The sequence below is a fragment of the Devosia sp. P1_H9 genome, assembly GCF_056405135.1.
On sequence record NZ_JBFUCQ010000004.1, the window covers coordinates 348401 to 365092 of the forward strand.

The following is a 16692-nucleotide window of genomic DNA, read 5'->3' on the forward strand; positions in this document are numbered from 1 at the left end:
CCTACATCGTGATTCCGCCATCCACCACGAAGTTCGAGCCGGTGGCATAGGCGCTCTCGTCGCTGGCCAGATACACCAGCAGATGCGCCATCTCCTCGGGCTGCGCCATGCGGCCCATGGGCTGGCGCGCCACGAACGTCTTCCACACCTCGTCATGGTCGCCCAGCGCGTTCGCCCGCTCGTGCAGCGACGGCGAGTCGACGCTGCCGGGGCAGATGGTGTTTGCCCGGATTCCGTTCTTCATGTAGTCGAACGCCACCGACTTGGTGAACCCGATCACCGCAGCCTTGCTCGACATGTAGCTGACCCGGTTCGGCACCGCCTTCATCGAGGAGGCAACCGAAGCGACATTGATGATGTTGGCCCCGCCCTGCGCGATGAAGGCCGGCAGGAACGCCTGGGTCAGCACGAACATCGGCGTCACGTTAATATCGAAGCTGAGTTGCCACTCCTCCAGCGTCGTGGTCCCGAGCATGCCCTGGTGCACCCAGCCGGCGCCGTTATAGAGCACGTTCACGTCGTGATGCCGCGCTGCCGCCTCGCGCAACGCCAGGTGGTCGGTGACGTCGAGCGCGTAGGCCTCGTGCCCGGCGGAGATCTTCCTGAGTTCCTCGCCCTTCAGCGCAATCCCCGCGGCGTCGCGATCCGTGGCGATCACCCGCGCCCCCTCGCGCGCGAACGCCGTCGCCGCCGCCCCGCCGATGCCGGCAGCGGCCGCCGTCATGAACACTACTTTCCCCTCGAGCCGTCCCATCTTTCCCGCTCCTCCAGCGCTTCGTCCGACCAAAGCCTGATCAGCCGGTCGATTGTTCCAATGCCTCCCATCCGCTACCATACCAGTCAAGGGATGGGGGAAGGATAGGATGCCGAGCGAGACGAAAGACCTAACCTGGGAAGCGCTGCTCCCCCCGATTTTTGCTGCCGCCGGCATCGACCCCGGCAAGACTGTCACCGTCGAGCCGCTGACCGGCGGGGTCTCCTCCGATATCGTCCGCATCCGCCTCGACGACGGCCGCCAATACTGCGCCAAGCGGGCCTTGCAAAAATTGAAGGTGGCATCCGACTGGCAGGCGCCACTCGAACGCAACCATTACGAAGTCGCCTGGCTCCGTCGCGCCAACGCCATCGTCCCCGGCGCCGCCCCCGAGGTGATCGGCGAGGACCGCGAGCACGGTATCGCGCTGCTCGAATACTTGCCGCCCGAAGACTACGTGCTGTGGAAGTCCGAACTCCTCGCCGGCCGCGCCGACCCCGCCGTGCCGGTGGCCGTCGCCGATGCTCTGGGCAGCATCCATGCGGCCAGCTTCCTGCAGGTGTGGCCCAAGGCAGAGTTCCGAACCGACGTCGTGTTCGACGCCCTCAGGCTCGATCCCTATCTTCGGTACACCGCCGGTCGCCATCCAGAACTCAGCGAGCAATTCCTGACCGTGCTGAAGATCACCGCGGGCACCAGGGTCGCGCTGGTGCATGGCGACGTCAGCCCGAAGAACATCCTGGTCAACCGTCACGATGGCCACCCCGTGTTACTCGATGCCGAGTGCGCATGGTGTGGCGACCCGGCCTTCGACGCCGCCTTCTGCCTCAACCACCTTGTGCTCAAATCCATCCACCTGCCGGCGCTCGGTGGTACCCTGATCAATCAGGCGAAGAGTTTCGCGACCAGCTGGGTTGCCCATTTCCCCATCGCCCATCGCGTCGGCCTCGAGCAGCGCGTCGCCGCGCTTCTTCCGTGCCTGATGCTGGCACGTGTGGATGGCAAATCACCGGTCGAGTATCTCGATGGGGGCGAACGGCAAGCCGTTCGTGACAAGGCCATCCCGTTCGTCCGCAATCCGGCGTCGGGCATCGTTCATCTGCTCGACAGCCTCCGTTCATAACCGTTCAGGAAACCCACCTCGTTATGTCAGCCATCAAGACCATTCTCGGCCGGCAGGTCTGGGATTCCCGCGGCCGCCCCACGGTCGAGGTCGAAGTCACCCTCGCCTCCGGCGCCACAGGCCGGGCCATCGCCCCCTCCGGCGCCTCCACCGGCAGCCGTGAAGCGCTCGACAAGCGCGACGGCGGCAAGCGCCTCGGCGGCTACGGCGTCAACGGTGCATTGGCTGCAGTGAACGGCGAAATCGCGAGCTGTCTCAATAGCTTCGACGCACTCGACCAGGCCGCTGCCGACCACGCGATGATCGCGCTCGACGGCACTCCGCAGAAGACCCGCCTTGGCGGCAACGCCATCGTCGCCACCTCCTCCGCCATCGCCTGGGCCGCCGCCGCCGAGCAGAAAGTCCCGCTCTGGCGCCACCTCAGGCAACTCAGCGGCCTCGACCCCGCCATCGAGCACATCCCCGCCCCGATGATCCAGATCTTCGGCGGCGGCCGCCACGCCGGCAACCGCATCGATATCCAGGACTTCCTCATCCTCGCCGTCGGCGCCCGAAGCTTCGCCGAAGCCACCGAGCAGATCGCCGAAGTCTACATGGCGGCTGCCAAGGCCATGGCGCAAAAGGGAAAGCTCAACGGCGTCGCCGACGAGGGCGGCGTCTGGCCCGATTTCACCGCCAACGAGGATGGCCTCGAACTCCTCACCCGCGCCATCGAAGACGCCGGCCTCCGCCCCGGCACCGACATCGGCATCGCCCTAGACGTCGCCGCCACCTCGTTCTACGCCGATGGCGCCTATCGCCTGGCCCTCGAGGGCCGGGACCTTTCCACCCTCGAGATGATCGAGCTGCTCGAGTCCTGGGTCGCCGCCTACCCCATCGTCTCGCTCGAAGATCCGCTCGCCGAAGACGACGATGAGGGCTTCGCCGAAATCACTCGGCGCCTCGGAAAGTCCATCCAGATCATCGGCGACGATTACTTAACCAGCTCGGAGTCCCGTGTTGCCCTTGCGGCAGAACTGAGTTGCTGCAATTCGGTGTTGCTCAAATCGAACCAGTGCGGCACCCTCACCGAATTGATTGCGGCAAGCACGCGCGCTCGATCTCTTGGTTGGAATACCATCCAGTCGGGACGGTCCGGGGAAAGCGAAGACGTGACGCTCAGTCATCTGGCCGTCGGCCTGATGTCCGATCAAATCAAGGTCGGCTCGATGACACGGTCGGAACGGACTGCGAAGTGGAACGAAGTGATTAGGATCGAGGGTCATTGCGCCGCGCCGCACTACTGGCGCTTTACCATCCCGCGTCTCTAGGCGCATGGTGGTTATTTGGGGGAAGTGAGTTGGGGGACGGAGACATACGCAAGAGCGCGGGCCGACCGGTTCGCGTCGAGGATGTAGCACGTGTAGCCGGCGTCTCGCCGATTACCGTGTCGCGCGCCTTGTCGTACCCCGACAAGGTCAAGGACGACACGCGGGCGCGCATCCTCGAAGCCGTCGCGCAGACCGGTTATGTGGTCAATCGCTTCGCCTCGTCGCTCCGCTCCGGCCGTTCCAACGTCATCACCGTGTTCGTCTCGAGCCTCCTCAACCCGCATTTCGCTACCTCGGTGCAGGGCATCGTCGATTCGGTCGAAGGCAGCGGCTACCACCTGATGTTCGCGCAGACCGGCTACTCGGAAATGCTGGAGATCGATGTCGTCGAGTCGGTGCTGCCCTTCCGTCCGGCCGGTGTCGTCTTCACCGGCGTGGTGCGCGCCGATCAGACCCGGCAGGCGCTGCAGAAGCTCGGCATCCCGGTGATGGAGATGTGGGGCAACCGCCCCGACCCCATCGACATGCTCGTCGGGTCCTCGAGCTACGATGCCGGCCGCCTGATGGGCGAGCACTTCGGCGAGCAGGGGTTCAGCCGCATCGCCTATAGCGGCCACACCATCGATCGCACTGTCCAGCGCATCGAGGGCTTCCGCCACGGCCTCGCCAAGCACGACCTGACGCTCGATCTGATCTACCCCATGGACGGCACCCGCAATTTCGCCGACGGCATGCACGCCTTCGACCAGATCCTCGAGCAACTGCCCGACTGCGACGCCATCTTCTTCGGCACCGATGTCCTCGCCTCCGGCGCTATCGTCCGGGCCACCGATCGCGGCATTGCTGTGCCGGCCCAGGTCGCCATCGCCGGCTATGGCGACCTCGATTTCACCCCGCATGTGCGCCCCTCGCTCACCACGCTCCACGTCTCGAGCTACCAGATGGGCCGCGATGCCGGCCGCATGCTGCTCGACCGCCTCAACGGCGAGACCATCGACGACCCCATCGTGCTGCAACCCATCAGCCTCGAAGCCCGCGACAGCACCCGACGATAGTCCTCCCTAGCGTGACGGGGAGGGGAGCGGCAAAGCCGGTCGGAGGGCAGCCACATACACCGGCCTGCCTTCTCCCCTTGTGGGAGAAGGTGGCGCGAAGCGCCGGATGAGGGGTCTCGCAACCCCTTGGGCTGCGCGATCGGAGCGAAGCGACGAGCGACTGAGTGCGCGGAGAGAACCCCTCATCCGCCCTTCGGGCACCTTCTCCCACAAGGGGAGAAGGTATTCCGCCGCACCGCCGGCATCCGTGCTGCTCCACTCCCAACGGCCCATTGCAACCCGACATTCCGATCTCTATCATCGCCGCCGGTACGATCCTCCCTCAATCGAAGGAATGCCTGCCCAGTCCGTCTGGATTGGGCTATGGATCGTCGAAACAGCCTGTTGATTTGAGGAGATCACTATGAGTTCGGGTAAAGGCGAGACCACGCAGGGCAAGAAGCTCCGGTCGCGCGCCTGGTTCGATAATCCGGAAAACCCGGACATGACTGCGCTCTACCTCGAGCGCTATCTCAACTACGGCATCTCGCGCGAAGAGCTGCAGTCCGGCAAGCCGATCATCGGTATCGCGCAGACCGGCTCCGATATCTCGCCCTGCAACCGCCACCACCTCGAGCTCGCCAAGCGCGTCCGCGACGGCATCCGCGATGCCGGCGGCATCGCCATGGAATTCCCGGTCCACCCGATCCAGGAAACCGGCAAGCGCCCGACCGCCGGTCTCGACCGCAACCTCGCCTATCTCAGCCTCGTCGAAGTGCTGTACGGCTACCCGCTCGACGGCGTGGTGCTGACCATCGGCTGCGACAAGACCACCCCCGCCATGCTGATGGGCGCCGCCACGGTGAACATCCCGGCGATCGCGCTCAGCGTCGGCCCGATGCTGAACGGCTGGTTCCGCGGCGAGCGTACCGGCTCGGGCACCATCGTCTGGAAGGCCCGCCAGATGATGGCCGCCGGCGAAATCGGCTACGAGCAGTTCATCGAGCTGGTGGCCTCCTCCGCCCCCTCGACCGGCTACTGCAACACCATGGGCACGGCTTCGACCATGAACTCGCTGGCCGAGTCGCTCGGCATGCAGTTGCCTGGCTCCGCCGCCATCCCGGCGCCCTATCGCGACCGGCAGGAAATGGCCTGGCGCACCGGCATGCGCATCGTCGAGATGGTGCATGAGGACCTCAAGCCCTCCGACATCCTGACCAAGGACAACTTCATCAACACCATCGTCGTGAACTCGGCGATCGGTGGCTCGACCAACGCCCCGATCCACATCCAGGCCATCGCCAAGCATATCGGCGTCGAGCTTGAGCTGAAGGAGTTCGAGACCTACGGCCACAAGGTGCCGCTGCTGGTCAACCTGCAGCCGGCCGGTGAATATCTCGGCGAGGACTACTACCATGCCGGCGGCGTGCCGGCGGTGGTCAACGAGCTGATGACTCAAGGTCTGATCCGCGAGAACGCCCCCACCGTCAACGGCAAGTCCATCGGCGAGAACTGCCGGTCGACCACCATCCAGGACGACAAGGTCATCCGCCACTTCGACAATCCGTTGAAGAAGGAAGCCGGCTTCCTGGTGCTCTCAGGCAACCTGTTCGATTCGGCCATCATGAAGACCTCGGTGATCTCCGAGGAGTTCCGCCAGCGCTACCTCAACGACCCGGTGCACCCGAACATGTTCGAGGGCAAGGCCGTGGTGTTCGATGGTCCGGAGGACTACCACAAGCGCATCGACGATCCGTCGCTCGCCATCGACGAGCACACCCTGCTGTTCATGCGCGGCGCCGGCCCGATCGGCTATCCGGGTGCCGCCGAAGTCGTCAACATGCGGCCGCCTGATTACCTGATCAAGAAGGGCATCACCTCGCTCGCCTGCATCGGCGACGGACGCCAGTCGGGCACCTCGGGCTCGCCCTCGATCCTCAACGCCTCGCCGGAAGCGGCAGCGGGCGGCAACCTCGCCATCCTCAAGACCGGCGACCGGGTGCGCATCGACCTCAACAAGGGCGAAGCCGACATCCTGATCTCGGCCGAGGAAATCGAGCAGCGCCGCGCCGAACTGCATGCGGCCGGCGGCTACAAGTACCCGGCCCACCAGACCCCGTGGCAGGAAATCCAGCGCGGCGTTGTCGACCAGCTCGGCTCCGGCGCGGTGCTCAAGAACGCGGTCAACTACCAGCGCCTGGCACAGACCGCCGGGCTGCCCCGCGACAACCACTAAAGACGTGTGAAAGGGCCGGTCTTACCGGCCCTTTCTTCTTGCGCGGCCCACAGCAATGAGCCAACAAGCCGCCGCAATGTTTGACGAACTAGATGGCGTTAGCGCACTATTGCCGGCGCTGCAGGCGGGTGAGGGCTCGATGTCGGATATTCTGGACTATTGCAAAGGGCGAGAGGCACAGAGCTTCCGCCCCGGCCATATCCTGATCAAGGAAGGCGGCCAGGAGGGCAAGCTCTTCGTCCTGATCGACGGTCAGGTCGAGGTGCTGCGCAAGGACACCCAGGTCAGCTATATCGACGAGCCCGGCTCGATCTTCGGCGAGATGGCGGTGCTGCTCGACATGCCCTCGAGCGCCACGGTCAAGGCGCTGTCCAACGTCAAGGCCTACGCCATCGACGACGCGATCAGCTTCCTCGGCGGCAACCCCGAGATCGCGCTCTACGTCGCGACCCTCTTGGCCCGCCGCCTCTACTACACGACCTCTTACCTGGTCGACCTGCAGCAGCAATCCGAAGGCAAGCGCGAAGACCTCGACCTCGTCGACAAGATCCTCGCCCAGCTCGTCGAAAAACCCGACGAAGCCAAGCACGCCCGCCGCACGCGCAAGTAGCCGAGGTTGCGACTGGTCCCTCGCCGATTGGCGGGGTCAGGGGTGGGGATCACCTCGCTCCGCCGCCAAGAGACGTAGTAGCGCGCGCGCCGCATGGTGAGGCCGCGGCCCTTCCTCCAGGCCCATCTGGTCGGTCTCAATGGCGTAGAGGTGCGCGACAAGCTCCTCCTCGGTCGCGCCAGACAGCAACATCCGAAGAACGGTTGGAGCGTAGCTGTCGTATTCGTCGGCCGGCCCGCCCATGGAGCGAACACCAATCGGGTCCCAGTCCTCCCAGAGCGTCTTCTCAACACCCCCTAGGTCCAGCTTCGCTCGCCTTTCGCTCACAGCGCGCACATAGCCAGTGCCCTACACCAGCCCCTTGCTCACCAGCACAGCGTAAATGATCGCCGCATAAGTCAGCTGGTGCGTGATCTGGTCGAGCCCGTGCAGGCTCCAGAACCGTCGCGGCTGCGTGTCGACATGCACGCCGCGCGAATAGTGGATCTTGGAATAGTCGAGCAGGTAGTGCACCACGAACTCGGCCACCACGATGCCCGCCAGCCATGCCAGCGGCGTGCCCGCCAGCAGCAGTATCAGCGCGGTCAGCCCGGCATGCACGCCCGCATGCGCGTAACCGCCCAATTGGCGGAAATCGCCCTTGCCGCCCAGCATCCATCCCGGCTGCAGAAAATAGTCGGCGATGTAATGCTTGAACTCCAGCCCTATGAACAACAGAAAAAATAGCCCGACCATTCGGTCTTGTCCTTGCGGGACAGCGCCCCCACGGCCTACCCCGAGAGCAGATGCTTGCAAGCTCCGTTGTTTGAGGCAAGCACAGAGTTTAGTCCTGTGTTAGGTTCAGTGAAGCGCCGTTCAGCCGGCGTTCATGGACGGCATGGCAGTTCGTCCGCGCCGGACGTTTGTCCGCTTGGAGGTTTCGATGCGTAGGCTGGTTACCTCGATTGTTCTGTTGTTGCTGGCGCTGCAGCCTGCCTTCGCTGCCTCCGGCACGGCACTCGGGGTCGATCCCGCCGCAAGACTGGAAGACAAGGCCGGCACCAAGACCCTCGTCGTCGGCACCGACGTCTTCATCGGAGATCGTGTGGTCACCGACGCCAAGGGCCTCGTGCAGATCAAATTCTCCGACCGGACCGAACTCGTCGTCGGACCACGCTCGTCCCTCGTCATCGAGGATTACCTGCTGCGCGAGGATGGCTCGGGCGGCAAGTTCGCCATCAACGCGCTGAGCGGCACCTTCCGCTTCGTCACCGGCGGCGCCCCCAAGGACCGCTATATCATCAAGACGCCCACCGGCACCGTCGGCGTGCGCGGCACCGCCTTCGACATGAACGTCCATCAGGACCATTCCTCGCTGCTGCTGTTCCACGGCACCGTCATCATGTGCACCCTCGCCAACCAGTGCATCGACGTCAGTGATGTCTGCGACGTCGGCATGTTCGATCTCAGCCAGGCCAAGCTGCTCGGCAACACCCACGATTTCACCGGCCAGGAGCGCAATACCATGCGCGGCATGTTCCCCTGGGCCATCTCCGAGAGCGACCTGCTGAACGCCTTCTGGGTCGCCCAGGCCCGCGAATGCTTCCTCCACTCCACCACCGGCGCACCAGACAGCCTCGTCAAATCCGACAATGAGGAACCGCCGCCGAACCGCGACAAGCGTTGATCAACCCAGGGGACTGACGCACACCCATGCTCCGGCGCCTCATTCCTATCTTCGCCGGTCTTGTTGTCGTCGTCCTGCTGACGTTGCTGCGCATCGCCGATCCGTTCCCGGTGCAGGTGCTGCGCGAGATCGCCTTCGATTTCTACCAGCGGCTCCACCCCCGCCCGCAGGGCGAATTCCCGGTCCGAGTCATCGACATCGACGAGAGGTCTCTCGCCGAGCTCGGCCAATGGCCGTGGCCGCGCGATCGCCTCGCCACCATCTCCGACCGGCTGACCGAACTCGGCGCCGCCGCCATCGGCTTCGACGTGCTGTTCCCCGAGCCCGACCGCATGTCGCCGAGCCGCATCGCCGCCACCCTGCCTGGCGTCGATGCCGCGACCCTGCCCGACTATGACGCCATCTTCGCCGCGTCGCTCTCGCGCGCCCCGGCCATTCTCGGCTTCTCGCTCACCCCCGCGGGCAAGCCGATGACTGGCGGCCCCAAGGGTGGCTTTGCCATTTCCGGCCCCGATCCGAGCGAGCGCATCCCCTATCTCAGCGGCACCGCCGCTCCGATCCCGATCCTGCGCGACGCCGCCCCCGGCCTTGCCGCCCTCAGCCTCAATTCCACCCTCTCGACCACCGCCGTCCGCCGCCTGCCGATGCTGTGGACCAATGGCTCGCAGCTGTTCCCCACGCTGTCGCTCGAAGCGTTGCGCATCGCCATGGGGGTCGGCGCGGTCGTCGTCTTCGGCGATACTGCTGCGGAGGGCTATGTCGAAGGCCTGAAGGTCGGCGATTTCAACATCCCGCTGACCTCCGAGGGTGACCTCTGGCTCTACTACAGCCGTCCCAACTCGGACATGATGGTGTCCGCCGCCGACCTGCTCGGTCGCAACTACCGGCAGCTGAGCGATCGCATCGCGGGCAATATCGTGCTGATCGGCACTTCCGCCTCCGGCCTGCTCGATATCCATAACACCACGCTGGGCGACAACGTCGCCGGCGTCACCATCCACGCCCAGGCCATCGAGCAGATCCTCTCGGGGACCTATCTCAGCCGCCCCGACTGGGTCGCCGGCCTCGAGATCGTCGGCTTCCTCGCTCTCGGCGCGCTGCTGGTTACCGTGGTGCTGCTGCTCGGCCCGGTCGCCGGCCTTGCCGCCGGGGCGCTCTGCCTTGCCGTCGCCATCGGCGTCTCCTGGTGGCTGTTCCTTACCGACGGCATCATGCTCGATCCAAGCTTCCCGCTGGTCGGGCTGACCCTGCTCTACCTCGCCCTGATCTTCTTCCGCTTCGTCACCACCGAGCGCGCCAAAAAGCAGATCCGCCGCGCCTTCGGCTATTACGTCGCGCCGTCGCTACTCAGCGAAATCGAAAAGAACGGCGACCGGCTGAAGCTCGGCGGCGACCTGCGCCGCATTACGGTGCTGTTCTCGGATACGCGCGGCTTCACCTCGCTCAGCGAGCGGTTCGAGCCAGCCCGCCTGCTCGCCATCATCAACACGCTGTTCGGCGCGCTCGGCGCCGAGATCACCGGCCGGCTAGGCACCATCGACAAGTTCATCGGCGACGCCATCATGGCGTTCTGGAACGCGCCGGTCGATGTGCCCGACCATGAGCGCAAGGCGCTGCGCGCCGCTCTCGGCATGCGCCAGAAACTCGCCGAGCTCAACCGCCACGACGCCTTCCACCTGAGGGGCGGCAATGGCGTCCAGGAGCTGGGCATCGGTATCGGCATCTCCACCGGGGAGGCGCTGGTTGGCAACATGGGCCTCGAGACCCGCTTCGACTATTCGGCGCTCGGCGACACCGTCAACGTCGCGAGCCGCGTCGAGAGCGCCTGCAAGGAGGTCGCCTACGACATCCTCGTTACCGAGCCCGTCCGCCTCGCCGCCTCCGATTTCGCCATGCTCGAAGCCGGCGCACTGGCGCTGAAGGGCAAGACCGAGCGCGTCGTCATCTACCTGCTCGTGGGCGATGCCGACCTCGCCAAGTCCGGCGCCTTCAGCCTGCTGAAGACCACCCATGCCGATGCGCTCGAGGCGCTCCGCACCGGCAAGGATACCCGCGGCGCGCTGGCCGAATGCATCGCGCTATCGGCCAAAGTCGAGCCTGGGCTGAAGAGGTTCTACGAGCAGCTGCCGACTCGCCGCACCGACTTCCTGTCGTCGCTGACCACCGTGCCGCTCACCCCCGAGATCATCGGAGCCCCCGCCAACGACGTATCCGCCCGCGCCGAGGGCTGACCCTCAGCTGCCCGAATACGCCTCGCGCATCTCCTCGATCTCCCCCAGCGCCTCATACAGCGGCCGCCAGTTGTCCTCCTCCGCGATAGGCGCCCACAGCGCCTCCATCTCGTCGATCAGCATGGTCCGCGGCGTCGCCCGCTTGAAATACGGATGCTCGAGATTGGCGTCTGCCGCCCGCGGATGCGCCGCGATCAGCCCCCGCAACTTCTCGAACGCCTCGCTCCGATAGTGCTCCGCCGACGGGCTGGCGAACGCCCTCGCCTCGGCCCCGCCGCGCCAGTCGAAGATGAACTGCTCATACGGTGCCTGCGTCGCATGCAGCGCCGCGAACACTTCCGCCACCAGCGCCGAGTCCGCCTCCACCCCGAGCGACTCCAGCCCCAGCCGCTCCAGCATCGCCTGCCAGATCGAGCGCTGGAACGCCGGCCAGAAGCGGTTCAGCGCCGCTTCCAGCTCGTCATGCTCGCCCAGCGGCAGCAGCACCTCGGCCAGCCGCGTCAGGTTCCACGCCAATGTGTCGGGTTGCTTCCCGAATGCATACAGCCCCCACTCGTCGAAATATGCCGCCGTGAACGCCGGATCATAGGTCGGCAGGAACCGCCACGGGCCGTAATCGAAACTCTCGCCGGTGACGTTGATGTTGTCGGTGTTGAGCACCCCGTGCACGAACCCCGCCGCTATCCACCGCGCCCCCGTCTCCGCCACTGCCTCGCTCACTGCACCCAGGAACTTCGCAGCCCGCCCGTTGTCACCCTCGACCCACAGCTCCGGGTAGTAAGCCCGCACCGAATGATCGAGCAGCCCCCGGAGCCGCTCCTCTTCCTTCAGGTAGCTCAGCCGCTGGAACGAGCCGATCCGCGTATGCCCATGTGAGAGCCGGACCAGCACCGATGACCGCGTCGGCGACGGCTCATCACCGCGCTGCAGCTCCTCGCCGGTCTCGATCAGGCTCAGCGATTTCGAGGTATTCACCCCCAGCGCCTCGAGCATCGCCGTCGCCAGCACCTCGCGCACCCCGCCCTTGAGGGTCAGCCGCCCGTCCCCACCCCGCGACCACGGCGTCCGCCCCGACCCCTTGGTCCCCAGGTCCATCAGCCGCCCGTCGTTCAGATCCTCGAGCTGCGCATAGAGGAAGCCCCGGCCGTCGCCGAGCTCCGGATTGTAGGTCTGGAACTGATGCCCGTGATAGCGCAGCGCCAGCGGCTCGGGGAACGACCCCGGCAAGGGCTCAAACTTGCCGAAATGGTTCACCCACTCCTCGTCCGTCAGCCCATCCAGCCCCACCGAAGCCGCCGCCCGCTGATTGCGGTAGCGCAGGATGTGCTGCGGAAACTCGGCGGCTCTCACCTTGTCGAAGTAGCCCTCGCCGAGTTCGGCATGGGTGGTGCGGGGCTTGAATGGCGTCATGTGGCTCCCCACCCCTCATCCAGCGCTGCGCGCCACCTTCTCCCTCAAGGGGAGAAGGCAGACCTGACTGAGATTTCTCGGCGGAGTACCTTCTCCCCTTGAGGGAGAAGGTACCCGAAGGGCGGATGAGGGGTATCGCATCGCGAGGCGATGCGCGCTTGGAGCGAAGCGACGAGCGACAGCCCTCACCGCCGAAACACTCCGACGACCTCCACATGGGTCGACCAGGCGAACTGATCGACCGGCGTCACGCTTTCGATCCGATATCCGCCATCGATCAAGATCGCCGCGTCACGCGCAAACGTCTTCGGCTCGCACGACACCGCTACCACCGTCTTCACCTTGCTCCGCGCCAGCTCCCTCGCCTGCGCCTCTGCGCCGGCGCGCGGCGGATCGAACACCACCGCGTCGAACGGGTTGAGCTCAATCGGCGCCAGCGGGTCGCGGAACAGGTCGCGCACCTTGGCCTCTACTGGCTTCAGCCCCTGCACGTGGTTGAAGGCCTTGACCAGTGCCGCAATACCCAGCCGGTCGCTGTCCGCGGCATAGACCCGCGCGCCCTCGGCCAGCCGCAGCGCGAATGGCCCGACCCCCGAGAACAGGTCGGCCACCGATTTCACCTTGCCGACACCCTCGACCACCAACTGCGCCAGCGTCTCCTCCGCCGCCGCTGTCGCCTGCAGGAAGCTCGCGGGCGGGATCTCAACCATGGCCTTGCCCATCCGGATGGATGGCGGATGCGCCATGAACACCGGGTCGCCATTGAAGGTCAGCCGCGCCAGCCGGTGCGTCCGCGCAAACTCGGCCAGCTGCGCCGGCTTCAGCTTCCGCTCCGACTTCACCGAGAGGTCGATGCCGGTGTCGCTGAGCGTGAAGCTCACATCGCAATCCCCGGCGAGCGGCTGCAGCGCCCGCGCGATCCGCGGCGCGTGCTTGGACAGCGTCGGCACGAGGATCGGGCACGCATCGATGTCGAGCACCTCGTGGCTTTTCGCCCGCATGTAGCCGGCGCCGGCCTTCCGCACATGCAGCGTCGCCCGCCGCCGTCCGGTGCCGGTCGCATCCACCAACGGCTTCACCACCGTCTCGACCTCGGCATGTTGCAGCGCGATCTCGACCAGGCTCCGCTTGAAGCTGGCGTAAGTCTCACGGTTCATGTGCTGCAGCGAACACCCGCCGCAAACCCCGAAATACGGGCTGATCGGCTCCGCCCGCGCATCGCTGGGCTCGATAACGCGCAGCAGCGTCCCGCGCTCCCCGTCGCGCGAAATCTCCACCCGCTCGCCTGGCAGCGTGAACGGCACATACACCCGTTCCCCGCCGATCTCCGCCACGCCGTCGCCATGCTGCCCGATGCTATCGATAAGAACTTCTGTCATGGGGGCGCTCTAGCAGGCTTTTGGGCTACTGAACATGGCAGCCCCTCAGCCCGCCGGCTGGCTAACCCTCTCCAGCAAGCTCGCAATCGACACGAACGGTATTCCCATCCGCTCGCTCAACCCGGTCGCGCAGGTCGACACCGTCGACAGCCCGATCTCGCACCCATCCGGGATCTGCGCCTTGCCGAACCGCGTGCCATGTTCATTGAGCTCCGGCACGAACAGCCCCTTGTCCCCGGCATAGCCGCAGCAGCTGATGGCATCGAGCACCACGACTTTCTCGGCGATCACCGCCGCCAGCGCGTTGATCGCGTCTTGCTCCTTGAGCCGCTGCGCCGAGCAGTTGTGGTGCACCGCCACTGCCGGCAGCGGCCGCGTGATCTTTAGCCGCGGCAGGATCTCCTTGAGCAGGAACTCCGCCGAATCCATCACCGCCGCTTCGCCCGGATGCTCGCGCATATGCTTGGCGCAGGTCGAGGCATCGGTCACCACAGGCAGCGCTCCGGCCTTGCTCAGTCCATCAAGGGCTGCCCGGGTCGACCCGCCAACCCGCTCTGCCTCCGCCGGAAAGCCCTTCGACAAGAACGGCTGCCCACAGCACTGCCCATCGAGTTTTTCCGGCACCACGGGATCGAACCCCACCCGCCGCATCAGCTCGAGCATCGCATCCGTCGTCGGCAGCAGCCCGTTCTCACGCGTCGGCGCCCCGAACATGCGCGTCGCGCAGGAGGGGAAATACACCACCTGCCCCTTCGGGGCGTTGGGCACGTGCACCGGCTTCGGCGCCCCCGGCCCCACCCGCAGCGCCGGCGACACCCGAGGGATCGCCCCACCCGTCATCTTGCGCGCCAACCCGGCCAGCGCATCGGTCGCGCCATCGCCGATAATGGTGCGCGAGAACGCCTGCGCCCCTACTGCCAGCTTCATGCCGCGCTCCACCGCCAGCGTGTGCCCGCCGACCAGGTGCGCCGTCTTCCGCTCCGCGTCGGTCCGCCGCCGCGCCCGTTCGCCGATCACCATCCTGCCGGTCTCGATTCCCACCGGGCAGCGCAGCGCACAGACATTGCCCGCCGCGCAGGTGGCGAGCCCGGCATACTCAAAACCCTCGTCCATCGCCTTGAGCCGCGCCGGGTCCTCACCGGTCGCGCGCAGTCGCGCCCGCTCGCGCGTCACTACGATGCGCTGTCGCGGGCTCATCGTCATGTGATGGCTCGGACAGGCCGGCTCGCAGAAGCCGCACTCGATGCACATGTCGACCACGTCGTCGGCCAGCGGCATCAGCTTCAGGTCGCGCACATGCAGCTGCGGGTCGGGATTGAGCAGCACGCCGGGATTGAGCAGCCCCTCGGGATCGAACAGCGCCTTGATCCGGTACATCACGCGATAGGCGCTCTGCCCCCATTCCAGCTCGACGAACGAAGCAATCGCCCGCCCCGTGCCGTGCTCCGCCTTGAGGCTGCCGCCATAGGTCACCGAGACGAGTTCACCCAGCGCCACCGAGAACCGGTCGAACCGGTCCGCCTCCTCCGGGTTGGAGAAATCCGCCGCCATCTGGAAATGCAGGTTGCCCGCCAGCGCATGCCCAAACAGCACGCCATCGACATAGCCGTACGCGTCGAGAAGCTTCCGCATGTCGATGACGAAATCGGCCAGCTGGTCGACCGGCGCCGCGACGTCCTCGGTGAGCATCGTCGTGCCCTTGGGCCGCGTCGCCCCGAACATCGGAATGAAGCCCTTGCGCATGTCCCACAGGAGGTGCGCCCGTTCCTCGTCATCGTCGAAATCGATGTCGGTAGCGCCCTCCTCGCTCAACACCGCGACCGCCGCCGCGATTTCCCGCTCCAGCGCCTCGGGGCTCTCCGCCGAAATATCGATCAGCATCGCCGGCGAACTCTCGGTGAAGAACCTGAGATAGGGCTGCATCACCGGCAAATGCGTCACCGCCTCGAGCGCCCGCCGTTCCAGATACTCCGCGGCCGTTACCCCATGCGTCTGCTGGATACCGCCATTGGCGAGGCGCGAAATCGCCCGCCCGCAGGAATAGGGATCGGGAAACGGGATCAGCCCGGTCACCTTGAACGGGTGCTCCGGAATGGTGTTGTAGGTCACCTCGGAAACGAACCCGAGCGTCCCCTCGGACCCGACGATCAGGTGGATCAGGATGTCGATGGGATCGTGGAAATCGACCAGCGCGTTGATCGAGTAGCCGACGGTGTTCTTGATCCGGTATTTCTTCCTGATCAGCGCCACCAGCTCGGCATCGGCCATCACCTCGTGATGCAGCCGCTGCAGCCCCTCCAGCAGTTCTGCGTGCGAGCGGCGGAACGCCTCGATCGAGGCCGGATCCCCCGAGTCCAGCACCGTTCCATCGACCAGCATCACCCTCAGCCGGGCCATCGTGTGGTAGGTGTTGTAGGCCACCCCGCAGCACATACCGGACGAGTTGTTGTTGACCACCCCGCCGATCTTGCAGGTGGCCTGGCTCGCCGGATCTGGTCCGAGCTTGCGATTGAACGGCTTCAGCGCCTTGTTGACGTTGGCGACGATGTTGGCCGGTCCCAGCGTCACCTGCTCGCCGCCCTCATGCACGGTGAGCTTCCGCCAGCCGTCGCCGAGCACCGCCAGTATCCCGTCGGTGATCGACTGGCCCGAGAGCGAGGTCCCGGCGGCCCGGAACGTCAGCGGCAATCCTTCGGCCCGCGCCGCCTCGATCACTGCGCGCACCTCGTCCTCGGTGTTGACGATCACCACCACCGCGGGCACCAGCCGATAGTGGCTCGCATCGCCGGAATAGGCGTAGGTCATCACCGGGTCGGTCATGATCCGGTCCCGGCGGATCACCTCCCGCAGCCGCGCCACCACCCCTTGCGTCGCCGCAGCCCGGTTCACCCCGATCGGGGCCATCTCGTTCACGTCACTACCCGCCCTACTGTCTTGCC

General features: G+C 65.8%; 12 protein-coding genes. 7 read left to right on the top strand and 5 right to left on the bottom strand.

Annotated elements, in window-relative coordinates:
• Position 1: 1 nt before the first annotated feature.
• Positions 2 to 754, bottom strand: a complete 753-nt coding sequence (locus AC1DYL_RS10180; protein ID WP_477173040.1) for an SDR family oxidoreductase — start codon at positions 752 to 754, stop codon at positions 2 to 4.
• A 109-nt stretch (positions 755 to 863) separates the two neighbouring features.
• Here AC1DYL_RS10180 and AC1DYL_RS10185 point away from each other — a divergent pair, with 109 nt between their 5' ends.
• The 5 genes from AC1DYL_RS10185 (at position 864) to AC1DYL_RS10205 (ending at position 7067) form a co-directional block, all read left to right on the top strand.
• The gene (locus tag AC1DYL_RS10185; RefSeq protein WP_477173041.1) at positions 864 to 1877 is read left to right on the top strand and encodes a phosphotransferase family protein; all 1014 of its coding nucleotides are present in this window, start codon (positions 864 to 866) and stop codon (positions 1875 to 1877) included.
• Positions 1878 to 1900: 23 nt separating this feature from the next.
• On the top strand, positions 1901 to 3187 hold the full coding sequence (eno, locus tag AC1DYL_RS10190) for a phosphopyruvate hydratase (protein WP_477173042.1): 1287 nt from the start codon (positions 1901 to 1903) through the stop codon (positions 3185 to 3187).
• A gap of 29 nt (positions 3188 to 3216) precedes the next feature.
• Positions 3217 to 4242 carry a LacI family DNA-binding transcriptional regulator gene (locus tag AC1DYL_RS10195; RefSeq protein ID WP_477173043.1) on the top strand — a complete coding sequence of 342 codons (1026 nt, stop codon included), beginning with the start codon at positions 3217 to 3219 and terminating at the stop codon, positions 4240 to 4242.
• Positions 4243 to 4645: 403 nt separating this feature from the next.
• Entirely contained in the window at positions 4646 to 6457 is a 1812-nt protein-coding gene (locus tag AC1DYL_RS10200; protein WP_477173044.1) for an IlvD/Edd family dehydratase, read from the top strand.
• 139 nt (positions 6458 to 6596) lie between these two features.
• Positions 6597 to 7067 (top strand): Crp/Fnr family transcriptional regulator, encoded by a 471-nt coding sequence (locus tag AC1DYL_RS10205; RefSeq protein ID WP_477148399.1) that lies wholly within the window; start codon positions 6597 to 6599, stop codon positions 7065 to 7067.
• Positions 7068 to 7415: 348 nt separating this feature from the next.
• Here AC1DYL_RS10205 and AC1DYL_RS10210 read toward each other — a convergent pair whose 3' ends face one another.
• Complete coding sequence (locus AC1DYL_RS10210; RefSeq protein ID WP_477173045.1) at positions 7416 to 7802, bottom strand: DUF3307 domain-containing protein; 387 nt, start codon at positions 7800 to 7802, stop codon at positions 7416 to 7418.
• 187 nt (positions 7803 to 7989) lie between these two features.
• On the opposite strand from AC1DYL_RS10210, the gene AC1DYL_RS10215 reads away from it, so the two are divergent.
• Entirely contained in the window at positions 7990 to 8733 is a 744-nt protein-coding gene (locus AC1DYL_RS10215) for a FecR family protein (RefSeq protein WP_477173046.1), read from the top strand.
• Positions 8734 to 8759: 26 nt separating this feature from the next.
• Positions 8760 to 10964, top strand: a complete 2205-nt coding sequence (locus tag AC1DYL_RS10220; protein WP_477173047.1) for a CHASE2 domain-containing protein — start codon at positions 8760 to 8762, stop codon at positions 10962 to 10964.
• A 3-nt stretch (positions 10965 to 10967) separates the two neighbouring features.
• Here AC1DYL_RS10220 and AC1DYL_RS10225 read toward each other — a convergent pair whose 3' ends face one another.
• From AC1DYL_RS10225 to AC1DYL_RS10235, 3 genes are all read right to left on the bottom strand, one after another.
• Positions 10968 to 12374 carry a protein adenylyltransferase SelO gene (locus AC1DYL_RS10225; RefSeq protein WP_477173048.1) on the bottom strand — a complete coding sequence of 469 codons (1407 nt, stop codon included), beginning with the start codon at positions 12372 to 12374 and terminating at the stop codon, positions 10968 to 10970.
• Positions 12375 to 12559: 185 nt separating this feature from the next.
• Positions 12560 to 13753 carry a class I SAM-dependent RNA methyltransferase gene (locus AC1DYL_RS10230; RefSeq protein ID WP_477148404.1) on the bottom strand — a complete coding sequence of 398 codons (1194 nt, stop codon included), beginning with the start codon at positions 13751 to 13753 and terminating at the stop codon, positions 12560 to 12562.
• A 45-nt stretch (positions 13754 to 13798) separates the two neighbouring features.
• The gene (locus tag AC1DYL_RS10235; protein ID WP_477173123.1) at positions 13799 to 16657 is read right to left on the bottom strand and encodes an FAD-binding and (Fe-S)-binding domain-containing protein; all 2859 of its coding nucleotides are present in this window, start codon (positions 16655 to 16657) and stop codon (positions 13799 to 13801) included.
• Positions 16658 to 16692 lie beyond the last annotated feature (35 nt).